The sequence below is a fragment of the Methylobacterium sp. J-068 genome, from assembly GCF_022829445.1.
Classification (GTDB): domain Bacteria; phylum Pseudomonadota; class Alphaproteobacteria; order Rhizobiales; family Beijerinckiaceae; genus Methylobacterium.
Window position 1 is genome coordinate 40886 of the sequence record NZ_JAKSXY010000101.1, and the last position, 15218, is coordinate 56103.

At 70.0% G+C, this 15218-nt stretch carries 13 protein-coding genes and 2 tRNA genes; 2 read left to right on the forward strand and 13 right to left on the reverse strand.

The window, feature by feature from the left end; genetic code table 11:
• Positions 1–40 precede the first annotated feature (40 nt).
• The 5 genes from MKK54_RS17600 to MKK54_RS17620 form a co-directional block, all read right to left on the reverse strand.
• A complete protein-coding gene (locus MKK54_RS17600; protein ID WP_244012536.1) occupies positions 41–751 on the reverse strand; it encodes a DUF1013 domain-containing protein in 711 nt (236 codons plus the stop codon).
• A 223-nt stretch (positions 752–974) separates the two neighbouring features.
• A complete protein-coding gene (locus MKK54_RS17605; RefSeq protein WP_056097113.1) occupies positions 975–1919 on the reverse strand; it encodes a ribose-phosphate pyrophosphokinase in 945 nt (314 codons plus the stop codon).
• Positions 1920–2054: 135 nt separating this feature from the next.
• Positions 2055–2282, reverse strand: coding sequence for a DUF4170 domain-containing protein (locus tag MKK54_RS17610; protein WP_244012538.1), 228 nt, complete (start codon positions 2280–2282; stop codon positions 2055–2057).
• Positions 2283–2480: 198 nt separating this feature from the next.
• On the reverse strand, positions 2481–4193 hold the full coding sequence (xseA, locus tag MKK54_RS17615; protein WP_244012540.1) for an exodeoxyribonuclease VII large subunit: 1713 nt from the start codon (positions 4191–4193) through the stop codon (positions 2481–2483).
• A gap of 61 nt (positions 4194–4254) precedes the next feature.
• Positions 4255–4434, reverse strand: coding sequence for a hypothetical protein (locus MKK54_RS17620; protein ID WP_244012542.1), 180 nt, complete (start codon positions 4432–4434; stop codon positions 4255–4257).
• Positions 4435–4648: 214 nt separating this feature from the next.
• Here MKK54_RS17620 and purD point away from each other — a divergent pair, with 214 nt between their 5' ends.
• Positions 4649–5932, forward strand: a complete 1284-nt coding sequence (gene purD, locus MKK54_RS17625) for a phosphoribosylamine--glycine ligase (protein WP_244012545.1) — start codon at positions 4649–4651, stop codon at positions 5930–5932.
• A gap of 53 nt (positions 5933–5985) precedes the next feature.
• Here the strand turns inward: purD and rsgA are convergent, their stop codons facing one another.
• The 6 genes from rsgA to MKK54_RS17655 form a co-directional block, all read right to left on the reverse strand.
• The gene (rsgA, locus tag MKK54_RS17630; protein WP_244012547.1) at positions 5986–6984 is read right to left on the reverse strand and encodes a ribosome small subunit-dependent GTPase A; all 999 of its coding nucleotides are present in this window, start codon (positions 6982–6984) and stop codon (positions 5986–5988) included.
• 64 nt (positions 6985–7048) lie between these two features.
• Positions 7049–9916, reverse strand: a complete 2868-nt coding sequence (locus MKK54_RS17635; RefSeq protein ID WP_244012549.1) for a valine--tRNA ligase — start codon at positions 9914–9916, stop codon at positions 7049–7051.
• A gap of 93 nt (positions 9917–10009) precedes the next feature.
• Complete coding sequence (locus MKK54_RS17640; protein ID WP_244012551.1) at positions 10010–10621, reverse strand: PopZ family protein; 612 nt, start codon at positions 10619–10621, stop codon at positions 10010–10012.
• Positions 10622–10744: 123 nt separating this feature from the next.
• Positions 10745–11995, reverse strand: coding sequence for a TolC family outer membrane protein (locus MKK54_RS17645; protein WP_409564204.1), 1251 nt, complete (start codon positions 11993–11995; stop codon positions 10745–10747).
• Positions 11996–12391: 396 nt separating this feature from the next.
• Positions 12392–13042, reverse strand: coding sequence for a protein-L-isoaspartate O-methyltransferase family protein (locus MKK54_RS17650; protein ID WP_244012555.1), 651 nt, complete (start codon positions 13040–13042; stop codon positions 12392–12394).
• Between the two features lie 299 nt (positions 13043–13341).
• Positions 13342–13415: transfer RNA gene (locus tag MKK54_RS17655), tRNA-Cys, on the reverse strand.
• Between the two features lie 348 nt (positions 13416–13763).
• On the opposite strand from MKK54_RS17655, the gene MKK54_RS17660 reads away from it, so the two are divergent.
• A tRNA-Asn gene (locus MKK54_RS17660) sits at positions 13764–13839 on the forward strand.
• A 251-nt stretch (positions 13840–14090) separates the two neighbouring features.
• Here MKK54_RS17660 and MKK54_RS17665 read toward each other — a convergent pair.
• Together MKK54_RS17665 and MKK54_RS17670 are read right to left on the reverse strand one after the other, a co-directional pair.
• A complete protein-coding gene (locus tag MKK54_RS17665) occupies positions 14091–14732 on the reverse strand; it encodes a DedA family protein (protein WP_244012557.1) in 642 nt (213 codons plus the stop codon).
• A 203-nt stretch (positions 14733–14935) separates the two neighbouring features.
• Positions 14936–15124 carry a hypothetical protein gene (locus MKK54_RS17670; protein WP_244012559.1) on the reverse strand — a complete coding sequence of 63 codons (189 nt, stop codon included), beginning with the start codon at positions 15122–15124 and terminating at the stop codon, positions 14936–14938.
• Positions 15125–15218 lie beyond the last annotated feature (94 nt).

Below are 15218 nucleotides of genomic sequence, written 5' to 3' on the forward strand. Positions count from 1 at the left end.
CACCCGTGGCCCGGCCGCTCCGGCCCGGGCGACGTGGCGATCAATCCTCGTCGTCGTCCTCGGTGCTGCGCATGCCCTTGAGCTTGGCGAACACGGAATCGGCGTTGAGCTTCTCGTCGCGGGCGTTGCGGTGGTGCTCGTCGGCCTCGGTGTAGTCGGTGGCCGTCGAGACCTCGGTCGGCAGGAGCGTCGCGCCGCCATCCACCGGCATGTTGGCCGGGCGGTCCTTGGCGGAGCGCTGGACCTCGAAGTCGAGGTCGATCTGCGTGCAGAGGCCCAGGGTCACCGGATCCATCGGCTGCAGCGAGCCCGAATTCCAGTGGGTGCGCTCACGGATCTGCTGGATCGTCGACTTGGTGGTGCCCACCAGGCGGATGACCTGGGCGTCCTTGAGCTCGGGGTGGTTGCGCAGCAGCCAGAGGATGGCGTTCGGGCGGTCCTGCCGGCGCGACAGGGGCGTGTAGCGCGGACCCTTGGTCGTGCGCTTGACCTCGGGCAGCTTCACCTTCGAGACCGCGACCTTGAGCTTGTAGTTCGGGCTCTTCTGGGCCTTCTCGATCTCGTCGCGGGTGAGCTGGCCCGTGGTGATCGGGTCGAGGCCCTTGATGCCGGCGGCGACCTCGCCATCGGCGATGCCCTTCACTTCGAGCGGATGCAGCTTGCAGAAATCGGCGATCTGCTCGAAGGCCAGCGAGGTGTTCTCCACCAGCCACACGGCGGTGGCCTTCGGCATCAGCGGGCCTTGCGACATCGGGGCTACTCCAACAGGTTCGTGCGGGACGGGTCTTCAGGGCGCCGCCGACAGGGCGTCGCTCGCTCCGGCCTCGGACTGGCCGGCAGCATCCCGTCTCAACGCTGCAATAGGGAAGCGCCGTCTATACAGGTTTCGGTGGGGTCTGCGCAATTGCGATCCGCCGGCCCGCGCGCGAACGCGGCCGGACGATCGCCGCGGTCTCTTCGAGCGGGGTGTCGCCTCAGGTGAAGAGGCTCGACACGCTCGACTCCGTCGCGGTCCGGCCGATGGCCTCGCCGAGCAGCGGCGCGATGGTGGCGACCCGGATGTTGCGGGCGAGCTTGACCGCCTGCGTCGGCTGGATCGAGTCGGTGATCACCAGTTCCTTCATCCGCGAGGCGGCGATGCGCGAGACGGCGCCGCCCGAGAGCACCCCGTGCGTGATGTAGGCCGACACGTCCTTGGCCCCGGCGTTGAGCAGGGCCTCGGCCGCGTTCACCAGGGTGCCGCCGGAATCCACGATGTCGTCGACGAGGATGCAGGAGCGGCCCTCGACCTCGCCGATGATGTTCATCACTTCCGATTCGCCGGGGCGCTCGCGGCGCTTGTCGACGATGGCGAGCGTCGCGTCGATGCGCTTGGCGATGGCGCGGGCACGCACCACGCCGCCGACGTCGGGGGAGACCACCATCCAGTCCTTGGGGTCGAGCCGCTCCTTGATGTCGCGCACCTTCACGGGGGCGGCGAACAGGTTGTCGGTCGGGATGTCGAAGAAGCCCTGGATCTGGCCCGCATGGAGATCCAGCGTCATCACCCGGTCGGCGCCGGCCTCGGTGATGAGGTTGGCCACCAGCTTGGCCGAGATCGGGGTGCGGCCGGAGGTCCGCCGGTCCTGCCGCGCGTAGCCGAAATACGGGATCACCGCCGTGATGCGCCGCGCCGAGGAGCGCCGCGCCGCGTCGATCATGATGAGCAGTTCCATCAGGTGGTCGTTGGCGGGAAACGAGGTCGACTGGACGATGAACACGTCCTCGCCGCGCACGTTCTCCTGCAACTCGACGAAGATCTCCATGTCGGCGAACCGCCGGACCATGCACTTGGCCAGCGGCAGTTCGAGATAGGCCGCGATGGCCTCGGCCAGAGGCCGGCTCGCGTTGCCGGCGATGATCTTGATCGAGGACTTCATGCCGGGGTCTTCATCTCGCGGTCCTTGAAGCCCGCCGCATCATCGATGGGCGGGCTGTCATTGCGGCGCTCCATAACAGCCGCAACAGGGGCGTCACAATGGTTTCAGGTCGGTTACGGATCCGAGGATCCCGGATCAGGGCTCGAGCAGACGGTGCAGATGCACGATGAAGTAGCGCGTCTGCGCGCTATCAACCGTGGACTGTGCCTTGGCCTTCCAGGCCGTCTGCGCCGAGGCGTAATCTGGAAAAATTCCAACGATGTCGAGACCCTTCACGTCACGGAAGTGCACGCCGTCCAGGCTCTCCAACTCCCCGCCGAAGACGAGGTGGAGCTTCTGCGCGCTGTCGATCGTCGTGGTCATCCCGCATCTCCTTCGCGGCGTCGCGGCCCATTCTCGGAAGGCATGGGCCCGGGCAGGCATGAGCCGTGCCGCCGGTGCGGTCGCAAACGCGGCCGGATTCGTCAACCCGACCGGCGTGCTGAGGAACACGCACGTCGCGCTGGGGGCGCCCGGCGTGAGCGCGCGACGGTCGGGCCAGCCTCGACGATGCGTCGCCGCTCAGAGGTCGAACAGGGTTCCCTGCTTGGCCGGAAGCACCGGAGCGGCGTCTTCCGGCTGGGCGCGCTTCGCGGGCGCGACCCGCTTCGCGCTTGTCTTCTTGGGCGCGGCCTTCGCGGAATCCGCCCGCGGCCGTTCGGGTGCTTGCGGCGAGGTGGGCTCGGGTGACGCCTCGGGCGAGGCCTCCGACAGGCGCACCGCGACGTGCCCGTCGGCGAATTCGAGGTTCATGTGCCGTGTGGCTCGCGCGGCGCCCCGGATCGGAGTCCCGTCGACGTCGCGGACCAGGGCATAGCCGCGCCGCAGCACGGCGCGGTACCCGAGGGAGCCCAGGAGGCCCGCCAGCCCGGCGAGGCGGTCGGCGCGGCGCTCGGTGAGGCGGGCTCCGGCCTGCACCAGGCGCGCCTGGAGCGCACCGAGGCGATCGCGATGGCGCACCTGCTCGGCGCGAACCCGCCCCAGGGTTCCGTCGCGGGCGATGACGAGGCGGCGCCCGAGATAGGTCAGGGCCTCCGTCTTCCGCGCAGTGTCGTGGCGCAGGGCGGCTTCCGGGCGCTCGCCGATCCGCGCGAGGCGTCCGCGCGCCCGGGCGAGAGCGAGAGTCGGGGGATGCCGGGCGAAGCGCTCGACGAGGCGTGAGACCCGGAGGCGGTGGACACGGGCATTGCCGGCCAGCGCCGGGCCGAGGCGCGCTTCCGCGAGATCGAGGCGTTGGCGCTTGCCCGCCAGGAAGGCGTCGGCGTCCGGCATCGCCCGCACGAGCGCGCGCAGGTCGCCCCGCTCCCGGTCCAGGCGCCGGAGCACCGCCTCGCGCTGCCGCCGCCCGAGGTCGATCACCTCGGCCACGAGATCGGCGCGCACCGGCACCGCCATCTCGGCCGCCCCCGTCGGTGTGGGGGCCCGGCGATCCGAGACGAAGTCGATCAGCGTCGTGTCGGTCTCGTGCCCCACCGCCGAGATCAGCGGGATCGCCGAATCCGAGGCCGCGCGGACGACGCATTCCTCGTTGAAGGCCCAGAGGTCCTCGATCGATCCACCGCCGCGCGCCACGATGAGCACGTCGGGGCGCGGGATCGATCCCCCGGGCGTCATCGCGTTGAAGCCCCGGATCGCGGCGGCGATCTCCTCGGCCGCCCCCTCCCCCTGCACCCGGACGGGCCAGACCAGGACGGGCCGGGCGAAGCGATCCTCCAGGCGGTGCAGGATGTCGCGGATGACGGCGCCCGTGGGTGAGGTCACGACGCCGACCACGCCTGGCAGGTAGGGGATCGGCCGCTTGCGCTCGGCCGCGAACAGGCCCTCGGCGGCGAGTACGCGCTTACGCTCCTCCAGGAGCGCCATCCAGGCGCCGATGCCGGCGGGCTCCAGGGTCTCGATGACGATCTGATACGAGGACTTGCCGGGGAACGTCGTGATGCGCCCCGTGGCCACGACCTCGAGCCCCTCCTGCGGCCTCTGGCGCAAGCGGTTGAAGGTGCCCTTCCAGACCACCGCGTCGATCCGGGCATTGCCGTCCTTCAGCGAGAAGTAGGCATGTCCGGAACCGTGCTGCCCGCGAAATCCGGAAATCTCGCCGCGCAGGCGGACATGGCCGAACGCGTCCTCCAGCGTCCGCTTCAGGGCGGATGCGAGGTCGCCGACGGACCATTCCGGTACGTTGGAAACGGGGTCCGGGGAAGCCGAGGCTTTGGCGGGCGGAGGAGGAACGGCCATGGCGGCGGACGCTAGGGCCGGGGATCGCGCAGGTAAAGTGGACGGGCTGCCCGTCGCCGCCTCACATCAGGATCGACAGGATCACCAGGGCGGACACGACCGGGACGGCGCTGACGGCCAGGACCATTCGCCAGATCGGCAGGCTATCGGGGCGGCGGTTGTCGTTCGCCGCCCTGGCCGGGAGGCGGCCCCGGGTCACGTAATGCGACAGGAGCACGCGCCGCGCCGGGAGCGGAGCCATCGAAAACGGAATGGATTTGCGACAGCCTGGCATGATCCCCATTAACGTCGTTCGTCCCTGTTCGTTCCAGCGATAAACTGCGCGACCGCGTCCTTCGTCGCGCGGTCGATCCGTGCCCGCAAGCGTGGATCGGCACATCACTTCCCGTGCACAGGCGGAGGACCGTCCGCGAATCGGCCTTTCCAAGGCGCGACTTTTGGGGAACATCACCCCCATGAACATCCTCCTCATCGGTTCGGGCGGGCGTGAGCACGCCCTGGCCTACGCCATCGCCAAGAGCCCGCTCTGCAACCGCTTGTTCACCGCGCCGGGCAATCCGGGGACCGCCGCCTTCGGCGAGAACCGGCCGGACCTCGACGTGGCGGACCATGCCGCGGTGCGCGCCTTCTGCTCCGGCGAGCGGATCGGCCTCGTGGTGGTCGGTCCCGAAGCCCCGCTCGTGGCCGGCCTCGTCGATGACCTCCAGGCGGCGGGCATCCGCGCCTTCGGGCCGACGAAGGCCGCGGCCCAGCTCGAGGGCTCGAAGGGCTTCACCAAGGATCTCTGCGCCGCGTACGGCATCCCGACCGCCGCGTTCGCGCGCTTCCGGGCCCTCGAACCGGCGTTGGCCTACCTCGCCGAGCACGGCGCGCCCATCGTGGTGAAGGCCGACGGGCTGGCGGCCGGCAAGGGCGTGGTGGTGGCCGAGACGCGGGATCAGGCGGAATCGGCGGTGCGCGCCCTGTTCGAGGAGCCGGGCGCCGAGATCGTCATCGAGGAATGCCTGTTCGGCGAGGAGGCGAGCTTCTTCGCCCTCTGCGACGGCACCCGCGCGGTCCCGGTCGGCACGGCCCAAGACCACAAGCGGGTCTTCGACGGGGATCGCGGACCCAACACCGGCGGCATGGGCGCCTACTCGCCCGCCACCATCCTGACCCCGGCCCTGGAGCGGGAGGTGATGGAGACCATCATCGCCCCGACCCTCGACGGCATGCGCGCGCGCGGCATGCCCTTCACCGGCATCCTGTATGCCGGGCTGATGCTGACCGCCGACGGGCCGAAGCTGATCGAGTACAACACCCGCTTCGGCGACCCCGAGGCGCAGGTGCTGATGCCCCGCCTCGCCTCCGACCTCGTGCCCGCCCTGCTCGCCGCCTGCGAGGGCGACGTCTCCGGGATCGGCCTCGAATTCGACGAGCGCCGCGCGGCCCTCACCGTCGTCATGGCGGCGGCCGGCTATCCCGGCACGGTGATGCGCGGATCCGAAATCCGGGGCGTCGAGGCGGCGGGCGCCAGTGACGAGGTCGTCGTGTTCCAGGCAGGCACCCGCGCCGAGGGCGGACGCCTGCTCGCCGATGGCGGGCGCGTGCTCGCCGTCACGGCGCTCGGCGAAAGCATGATGGAGGCGCAGGCCCGGGCCTATGCCGCCATCGCACGGATCGACTGGCCGGAAGGCTTCTGCCGCCGGGACATCGGACGCCGCGCGGTCGCCCGCGAGGTCGCGGGCGGCGGCATCTGAGCCCAGATCCGCCATCCCGAAAGGATCGGCCGGATTCGGGATGACCGGTCGCCTCAGCGCCGCTTGTTGCCGCGCGGGCCGGTGGCGACGACCGTGTTGCCCCGGTTCTCCGCCCGCAGCGTGCGCCAGCGCGAGACCCGCTCCGGATCGAGCCGACCCTCCGCCACGGCGGCCCGCACGGCGCAGCCGGGTTCATGGGCGTGGGTGCAGTCACGGAACCGGCACGCCGGCGCCAGTTCGGTGATCTCGGCGAACAGCGTGTCGAGCCCCTCGGCCGCGTCGCCGAGCTGGAGCGAACGGATGCCCGGCGTGTCGATCACCCAGCCGCCCCCCGCGATCGCGTGAAGCGAGCGCGCCGTGGTGGTGTGCCGGCCCTTGGCATCGTGCTCCCGGATGCCGCCGGTCGCCTGCGGCGCGTCGTGGTCCGGTCCCGCGAGAGTGTTGACCAGCGTCGACTTGCCGACGCCCGAGGAGCCGACCACCGCCACCGTCCGGCCCGGGCCGCACCACGCGGCGAGGTGCGCCGCCGCCTCGGGCTCGCGCGGGTTCACGATCACGACGCGCAATCCGCGCTGGAGCGACAGCGCTTGCCCGCGATAGCGCTCCGCATCCTCCGCCACATCCGCCTTGGTCAGCACGATCACGGGTTCCGCGCCGCCCTGGTTGGCGAGCGCCAGGTAACGCTCGAGGCGGGGCGCGTTGAAATCGGCGTTGCACGAGGTGACGATGAACAAAGCGTCGACGTTCGCCGCCGCGAGCTGCGGCGTCGGGCTGCCCTCGCGGCGGCGCTCCAGAACGGTGCGCCGGTCGAGGCGCCGGTGCAGGGACTGCGTCGCCGGATCGACCAGGACCCAGTCGCCCACCGCGTAGTCGCCGGTGTTGGTGTGGACCGGGAGCACGAGCTTGACCGGCCCCGCTTCCGAGAGGGCGCCCATGCGCGACCGGTGCACGGTCGCGACGCGCCGGGGTGCGAGTTCGGCCTCGTCGGGCCGGCACTGGTCCGCGAAGAAGGCGGACCAGCCGAGGCCGGCGAGCGTGTGGGGGCCGCTCACGCCGCGCGCCCTCGCGGCACGAGGCTTCCGTGGGGGCCGGCCCGCCCGTCGCGCCGCCGGGCGCTCAACCGGCGAGCCGCGTCAGCGCCTCGGTGATCTTCTCCAACCGGGCGGCCTCGGCGTCGCGGCGCTCGCGCTGTTCGTCCACCACCTCGTCGGGCGCGCGGGCGAGGAAGTCGGCATTGCCGAGCTTGCCCTCGATCTTGGCGATCTCGGACGTGGCCTTGGCCGCCTCCTTCTTCAGGCGCGCGACCTCGGCGCCGAGGTCGACGATGCCCTCCAGCGGCAGGGCCGCCACCGAGCCGCGCACCAGCAACTGCACCGAGTTCTTCGGTGCGCTCGCCGCGAAGCGGATCTCGGAGAGCCGGGCCAGCCGGATCAGGGTGTCGCTCCAGCGGGTGGCGCGGGCGCGCGCGGCATCGTCGGCCCCGACCACCACGAGGGGAATCTGGGCGGCGGCCGGCACGTTGGTCTCCGAGCGCGCCGAGCGGATCTCCGAGACGAGATCGACCAGCCAGCCCACCTCGGCCTCCGATTCGGAATCGGTCAGAGCGGCCAGATCGGGCCAGGATTCCAGGGCGAGGAGGCCGCGCGACGCCGGCAGGTCCGCGCCCTTGATCGCCCAGAGTTCCTCCGTGAGGAACGGCATGAACGGGTGCAGCAGCTTGGCGATCTGGTCGATCAGGAACGCGACGGTGGCCTGCGTCTCGGCCTTCAACCCCGCATCGACGCCCTCGCCCTGGAGCACGGGCTTGGCCAGTTCCAGGTACCAGTCGCAGAAGATGTTCCAGACGAAGCGGTAGGCGCTCGCCGCCGCGTCGTTGAAGCGGTAGGCCTCCAGCGCCGCCGTGACCTCGGCCACCGCGCGGGCGGCCTCGCCGAGCGCCCAGCGGTTCAGGGGCTCGGCGGCGGCCTCGGGACGGTAATCGGCGCGGAGGCCGCAGCCGTTCATCTCGGCGAAGCGCGAGGCGTTCCAGAGCTTCGTCGCGAAGTTGCGGTAGCCCTCGACACGGTTGACCGCGAGCTTGATGTCGCGCCCCTGCGCGGCCATCGCGGCCAGCGTGAAGCGCAGGGCGTCGGCGCCGTACTGGTCGATCAGCCCGAGGGGGTCGACGACGTTGCCCTTCGACTTCGACATCTTGGCGCCGGACGCGTCGCGCACCAGCGTGTGCAGGTAGACGGTCTCGAACGGCACTTGGTCGGTGACGTGGAGCCCGAGCATCATCATGCGGGCGACCCAGAAGAAGATGATGTCCTTGCCGGTCACCAGCGTGTCGGTCGGGTAGTGGCGCGCGAGTTCGGGCGTCTCGTCCGGCCAGCCCAATGTCGAGAACGGCCACAGGGCGGAGGAGAACCAGGTGTCGAGGACGTCGGGGTCGCGCCAAATGGCCTGCCGCTGGATGGCTCCTAGGTTTGGCAGATGCGCGAAAGCTTCAAGGCGATCCCCTACCACGTCAATAGGACAGCCATAAAACCCCTCTGCTTTTGCGATTGCCTCAGCTTCTGAAGCAGCAACAATTATCTCGAAATGTTCGGATCCATGAATATTGGAAGGAGATGTGATTTCTAGATGTGTTCCGCCTGCTGGATTTTTCTTCGGTCCATACCAGACCGGGATCTGGTGGCCCCACCAGAGCTGGCGCGAGATGCACCACGGTTCGATGTTCTCCAGCCACTGGAAGAACGTCTTCTCGTAGGTCTCGGGGACGAAGCGGGTCTGCCCATCGCGCACCGCCTGGAGCGCGCGCTCGGCCAGCGGCTTCACGTTCACGTACCACTGGTCGGTGAGGTAGGGCTCGATGACCACGTTCGAGCGGTCGCCGTGCGGGACCGCATGGGTGTTGGGCTCGACGAGCCGCAGACGCTCGCGCGCCTCCATCAGGGCGACCACGCGCTGGCGCGCCGCGAACCGGTCGAGCCCGTGCAGGGCGAGGGCCTCGGGCTCGGGGCTCGCGTCCGCCAGGAAGGCCGCGTTGCCGTCGATCGCGATGCGCGCCTCGGAATCCAGGATGTTGATCGGCGTGCAGCCGGCCCGCTTGCCCACCTCGAAGTCGTTGAAGTCGTGCGCCGGCGTGATCTTGACCGCGCCCGTGCCCTTCTCGGGGTCCGAATAGGTGTCGGCGATGATCGGGATCAGGCGTCCGACGAGGGGCAGGCGCACGCGCTTGCCGACGAGGTGGGTGTAGCGCTCGTCCTCCGGATGCACCGCCACCGCCGTGTCGCCCAGCATGGTCTCGGGCCGGGTGGTCGCGACCGTGATGACCTCGCCGGTCTCCTGCCCGGCCGCGTCCACCACCGGGTAGTCGAAGTGCCAGAGATGGCCCTTCACCTCGACCTGGAGCACTTCGAGGTCGGAGATCGCGGTCTGGAACTTCGGATCCCAGTTCACGAGGCGCTTGTCGCGGTAGATCAGTCCCTGCGCGTGGAGATCCACGAACGTTTTCGTCACGGCGCGGACCATCTGGTCGTCGGGCGCGCCCGCGAGCCCCATGGTGAAGCGCTCGCGCGACCAGTCGCAGGAGGCGCCGAGGCGCTTCAGCTGGTTGACGATGGCGCCGCCCGATTCCGCCTTCCAGGCCCAGACCTTCTCGACGAAGGCCGCGCGGCCGAGGTCTCGCCGGCCCGGTTCGCCGGCTTCGGCCAGCCGGCGCTCGACCACCATCTGCGTCGCGATGCCGGCATGATCGGTGCCCGGCTGCCAGAGCACGTCGCGCCCGCGCATCCGCTCGAAGCGGCAGAGGATGTCCTGCAGGGTGTTGTTGAGGGCGTGCCCCATGTGGAGGCTGCCCGTCACGTTCGGCGGCGGGATCACCATCGTGAAGGGCCGGGCGTCCGCCCGCTCCGGCCGTCCGGCCTTGAAGGCGCCGCCGGTCTCCCAGGCGGCACTGACGCGCGCCTCGACGGCGGCGGGGTCGAAGGTCTTGTCCATCATGGGCGGGGTCGGGTCACTTGCCGGAGAGCGGGGTTGGCCCGCTTTCAACCCGTCCGGCGCCCTGCGTCAACTCGCGATCCGGGCGATCCGCCCTTAGCGGCCCCGGGCGACGCGCTCGATCTCGGCGCGCACGAGGCGCTCGACGAGGCTGGGCAGGTTCTCGTCGAGCCAGTCCTTGAGCATCGGACGGAGCATGTCCTGCACGAGGTCCTCCACGGTGCGGGCCTGGCTGCTCATCACCGTGTGGGACAGCATGTCGAAGGCCTGGGCTACGCTGGCATCGGTCACGGCCGAGGTCAGGCGCTGCGTGGGCGTCGGTTCCGGCTCCGGGGCGCGGGGCGCGGGCTGCGGCGCGGCGCGCGGCGGCTCGACGGGCGCGGCGACCCGAGGCGGGGGCGGTGGCGGCTCGGGCTCCTCGTCGTCTTCGAAGGAGATCGCGTCGAAGTCGATCTGGCCGTCCTCGATCGGCTCCTTGCGGAAGGCGATCTCGGGCTCGTCGAGGGGGACGGGCTTGCGCACGGGTCGCGCGACCTCGGCGAGGTCGAGCACGTCGTCGTTCTCGGGCATCGGCGCGGCGGGCACCGACGTCGCGATCTCGGACTTGGCGTTCTGATCGTCCGCGATGATGCGGCGGATCGAGGCGAGGATCTCCTCCATCGAGGGTTCCTGCGCCTTTTCCGGCACCTTGGGGCTCGCTGCACTCATCCGGACGACGCTCGGGATTTGGGGTAAACGGTTGATGACGGAAGCGAGTATTTCACGCTCCCATCCCGATACAAGCGCCGCGCGTCGCACGGCACGGGATAAACCCGCGCCGGGCTCGGCATCCTATCGCCCGTCGGGTGTGCGCACGCCGTACCAGAGGTCCTTGACCTGATCGAAGTGCTCCTTCGGGCTGTAGACCGCCACCGGCAGCGCGGTGTAGCGCACGGTGAGGCGGCCCACGGACTGGACCACGAGGTAGGAGAAGATCACCCGGTTGCGCTGGGCGATGATCAGGTTGGTGCGGGCGTTCAGCAATTCCTGCTGCGCGTTGAGGACGTCGAGGGTGGTGCGCTGGCCGACGCGGGCTTCCTCGCGCACACCGTTCAGGGCCACCTCGTTGGCCTGCACCTGGGCCTGGGACGCGATGACCTGCGCCTTGGCGGCCTCGAGCTGGCCCCAGGCGTTGACGATGGTGGAGCGGATCTCGTCCCGCGTGCTCTCGGCCTCGATCCGGCGCTGGCCGACGACTTCCTTGGCCTGGCGGATCTGCGAATAGGTCTGGCCGCCCTCGTAGAGCGGGATCGAGAGACGGCCGACGATCGAGGCGCTGACCGCGTTGTCACCGGGAAACTGGTTGTCGTAGCGCTGCTGCACCGACCCCTGGAGACCGGCCGTCGGGTAGAGGGCGCCCTCGGCGAGCTTGACCAGCGCCTCCGCGGTATCGACGGCATGGAGCGCCGACAGGATGCGCGGATGCTCCTTCAGGCCGACATTGATCGCGGCGTCGAGATTGGGCGGCACGAATCGGTCGAGCGGGCGTCCGGGCGCGAGCTGGCGCGGCTCCACGCCGATGTAGCGACGGTAATTGCCGATGCTGGCCCGCAGGGTCGCCTCGGCGCCGCTCACCTCCGAGCGGGCACCCGCGAGGCGGGCCTCCGCCTGGGCCACGTCGGTGCGGGTCACCTCACCGACGTTGAAGCGGTCGCGGGTCTGGCGAAGCTGCTCTTCCAGCACCTCGACGTTGTTGCGGCGCAGCTCCAGGTTCGCGGTGTCGCTCAGGACGGACATGTAGGACTGCGCCGCGAGGTAGAGCGTGTTCATCTCCGCGTCTCGCAGCGATTCTCGCCCCCCCAGCACGTCGGACTCCCGGCGCCGGGTCTCGTTGTCGGTGCGAAAGCCGTTGAACAGGGTCTGGTTCACGGTCAGGCCGGCGCCACCGGGCCGGGTCACGTTGTTGATGCCGATGGTCTGCACCTGCCCCTTGGTTCTGGCGAGGCCGATATCCGCGTCGAGGCTCACGGTCGGACGATAGCCGGCCTTGGCCTGCGCCACGTACTCATCGAGCGAGCGGACGGCGGCCCGGTTGGCGTTCAGGGCCGGATTGGCGGCATACGCCCGCGAGAGCGCGCTCTCCAGCGTCTCGGCACCGGCGGGGTTCGCCAACGCGAAGGCCAGCACGGCGAGGCCGGCCGGCCGAAGCCTCGGGCGCATCGCGGGTCTCGATTCTTTCACGCTCATCAGCCCTTGCGGTTTCTCGATGAACCGGCCGGCCGTAGAGATGGCCATCGCGCCTGAGCGCGATCCGGGTTGCCCGCCTCGGTGCAAAGTCTAGCCGACCTTGCACGCCAGGGCACCGGTCGGTTCCGCCGCAGCGCGCGAATGCTGAGCGAGTGCCGCAAAAAAGCGACACCGCAGGTCGGCGCGGGCGATGGAGGCGTCAGGGCCGGCGACGATCCGGCACCGGCGATCGGGCGCGAAGATGCCGTTGCGTCAGAAGGCGAATCCGGCCTCGGCCGCGAAGGCGCCCAGGGCCGGAAGGGCGGCATCGAAGAGCGGGCGGGCGCCGAAGGCGTCGCCGGCCCGCACGAACAGGGTCGCCTTGGCGGCCCGGTCCTGACCGATCACGCAGACCAGGCGGCCGCCATCCTTCAGCTGCTCGAGCAGCGCCAGCGGGCGGGTCTCCACGCGACCGTTCACCAGGATGGCATCGTAGGGCGCGGACTGGGAAGCCCCGGCCTCGAGCGGCCCCTCGACGACCTCGATGCCGCCGGCATCCGCCAGGCGCTCGCGGGCACCGGCGGCGAGGTCGGCGACCGATTCCAGTGCCACCACCGCGGCACCGACCCGGCTCAGGATCGCCGCGCCGTAGCCGTAGCCCGTGCCGACATCCAGGGCCTTGTCCCCAGGCTGGATCGCGAGGGCCTGGACCATGCGCGCGAGCAGCATCGGCGCCGGCATCGCGCGGCCTTCGGGGGGGAGGCGCAGGGTTTGGTCGATATAGGCGAAATCCTCGCGGCCCGGCGGCACGAAGCGCTCGCGGGCCACCGCCTCGAAGGCATCGAGCACCGGGACGTCGTTCACATCGAAGGTCCGCAACTGACAATCGACCATGAGGCGTCGCGCCTGCGCGTAATCGAGCATGGGTGCCGTCTTCCCTCGACGCTGGGCCGGCGCATGGCGCCGCTCTCTCCCCTCGGGTGACCGGGTGGCCACGCCGAAGCTTGCGGGTTGTCGTGGCGGGTTGTCGTGGATCGACTCGCAAAACGCAAGGTTCGCGGCTCGCGGTTCCGGTCTCGCGATGGGACGAGCGATCCGAGCGACGCGGGGGTACGGCGAGCCCTTCGAGGGCCCGTCCACCGTGGTCGCGGGATTGTGGAGAGTCGCGTTCGGCGCCCTGTCGGCGTCGCCGCTCTCGCGGGCGACATGCGCGAAAGAGATGTTGGAGGCCTCGCCCGGAATCGAACCGGGGTGCAAGGATTTGCAGTCCTCTGCGTAACCACTCCGCCACGAGGCCTCTGTCGCGAGGGCCGATGAATCGGGCCCTTCAGGCGACCCCCGTCCGGGCGGCCGGCTCGGGGAGAGCGGTCTCTAGCAGAGCCCCGGGCGTCAGGGCAACGGCCTTTGGACGATCTCGGCAAAAAGGATGCGCACGGGATCGAGGCCCGGTGAATCGGCGGGAAGGCCCCGCGCGCCCCGCATCCTGGGGGGCGATCGGAGCGGATGCCTCGTGCGCGAGCGGCGGGACGCGACATTCCGGGCCGCTCCGCGAAGGGGCGGGCCAAAAAATATGACGGATTCGTCAAATCACCGGTCCGGACACCCTTGCGTCCCGGCGAAGTGCTGTGTAGACCCCCGATCGTGGTCCCCGATAGCTCAGTTGGTAGAGCAAGCGACTGTTAATCGCTTTGTCGCAGGTTCGAGTCCTGCTCGGGGAGCCAAATCTTCTTCAAGATGGTGCTGTACTCTTGATGAGGCAGCCATGACGCTCCAGCCTGACCTTGTGCTCAGGCGATGCGTCCCTGCGGAGATCCGGCTTTCCGGTCCGCGCCCATTGTCCTGACACCCGCCCGCTGCGCCTGCCGATACCGGATCTCGTCGTTCGCGATGTCGCGCGGCAGGATATTCCGGACGCGAAAAGACCCCGCCGACCGGTGTCGGCGGGGTCTTTTCGCGTCGACCGGGCTCTTCCTCAGGCCAGCGGACCCGGAATCGCCGTCTCGGCTTCCGCGAGGAGCCGGGTCTCGTGCTTGCGCACGAACAGCCACAGGGCGAGGCCGCCGAAGATCACCACGGCGAGCAGCGCCAAGCCCACGGGACCGGCGATGTGCTCGATCGAGCGGCCGCAATAATAGGAGCCGACGCCCATGATCGTCGCCCAGGCGATGCCGCCGAGACCGTTGAAGATCAGGAAGCGGCGGGCATCGAGCTTGTTCACGCCGGCCAGCACCGCCGCGTAGGCGCGCAGCATCGCGGTGAAGCGGCCGAAGAACACGATCTTCCCGCCATGCTCGCGGAACAGGTACTGGCCGAGCTTGAGCCGGCCGTGGTCGAGGGCGATCAGGTGGCCGTATCGCAGCAGGAGCGGCATGCCCCAGCGGCGGCCGACCCAGTAGCCGAGATTGTCGCCGAGGATCGCGGCCGCCGCGGCGGCCAGGATGATGAGGCCGAGATTCAGGTGGCCGGTGCTGCCGGCATAGACCGCCGACGAAATCAGGATGGTCTCCCCCGGCATCGGGACGCCGGCGCTCTCGAGGGCGATCACGACGAAGATCGCGATGTAGCCGTAACTGGCGATCAGTTCGGACACCGGCAGGTTGGAAAGAAACGACATCGGCATTCCCGCTTTCATACGCTCCGCGCAATGTGCGTGCGAAAATGGCGGGAACGGGGCTCGCCGGAGGCGGAGCCGGTTCGGGGTTTGCCGCAATCGTCCGGCTTCCCGTCGCGTCCGCGACGCGAGGCTGGACGCCGCCGGGAACGATGACCCGAAGAGCCGCCGTGCAGGCCGGTGCGCGCGCGGCGGCTCCGTCCGGCTCAGCCGAAGGAGCCGAAGCCCTCGAAGCTGTCGATGTCGAAGGTGGACGGGGCCTCGGGTTCGGCCGCGGCCGAAGCGGTATCGTCGCCGGTCGTATCCGGCGTTCGCGAGAGGGTGGGCGGGTGAATCTCGTCAGAGACAGATGCGAGCGGCGAGGCGGAGCGATCGTGCTGCACGTCTTTGGTCATCCAGGCTCCTCAATCAGCGTGCCGCAGATACGGCACAGCTTGAGGTAACGGATGCCCGGCGATCCGGTAACCCGTCCGCTTCCTGCTCAGGTCG

Bases quoted from the DNA above. Each gene is read 5' to 3' on its own strand.
- MKK54_RS17600 (WP_244012536.1), bottom strand. From the start codon at position 751: ATGTCGCAAGGCCCGCTGATGCCGAAGGCCACCGCCGTGTGGCTGGTG.
- MKK54_RS17605 (WP_056097113.1), bottom strand. From the start codon at position 1,919: ATGAAGTCCTCGATCAAGATCATCGCCGGCAACGCGAGCCGGCCTCTG.
- MKK54_RS17610 (WP_244012538.1), bottom strand. From the start codon at position 2,282: ATGACCACGACGATCGACAGCGCGCAGAAGCTCCACCTCGTCTTCGGC.
- xseA (WP_244012540.1), bottom strand. From the start codon at position 4,193: ATGGCCGTTCCTCCTCCGCCCGCCAAAGCCTCGGCTTCCCCGGACCCC.
- MKK54_RS17620 (WP_244012542.1), bottom strand. From the start codon at position 4,434: ATGGCTCCGCTCCCGGCGCGGCGCGTGCTCCTGTCGCATTACGTGACC.
- purD (WP_244012545.1), top strand. From the start codon at position 4,649: ATGAACATCCTCCTCATCGGTTCGGGCGGGCGTGAGCACGCCCTGGCC.
- MKK54_RS17635 (WP_244012549.1), bottom strand. From the start codon at position 9,916: ATGATGGACAAGACCTTCGACCCCGCCGCCGTCGAGGCGCGCGTCAGT.
- MKK54_RS17640 (WP_244012551.1), bottom strand. From the start codon at position 10,621: ATGAGTGCAGCGAGCCCCAAGGTGCCGGAAAAGGCGCAGGAACCCTCG.
- MKK54_RS17650 (WP_244012555.1), bottom strand. From the start codon at position 13,042: ATGCTCGATTACGCGCAGGCGCGACGCCTCATGGTCGATTGTCAGTTG.
- MKK54_RS17665 (WP_244012557.1), bottom strand. From the start codon at position 14,732: ATGTCGTTTCTTTCCAACCTGCCGGTGTCCGAACTGATCGCCAGTTAC.
- MKK54_RS17670 (WP_244012559.1), bottom strand. From the start codon at position 15,124: ATGACCAAAGACGTGCAGCACGATCGCTCCGCCTCGCCGCTCGCATCT.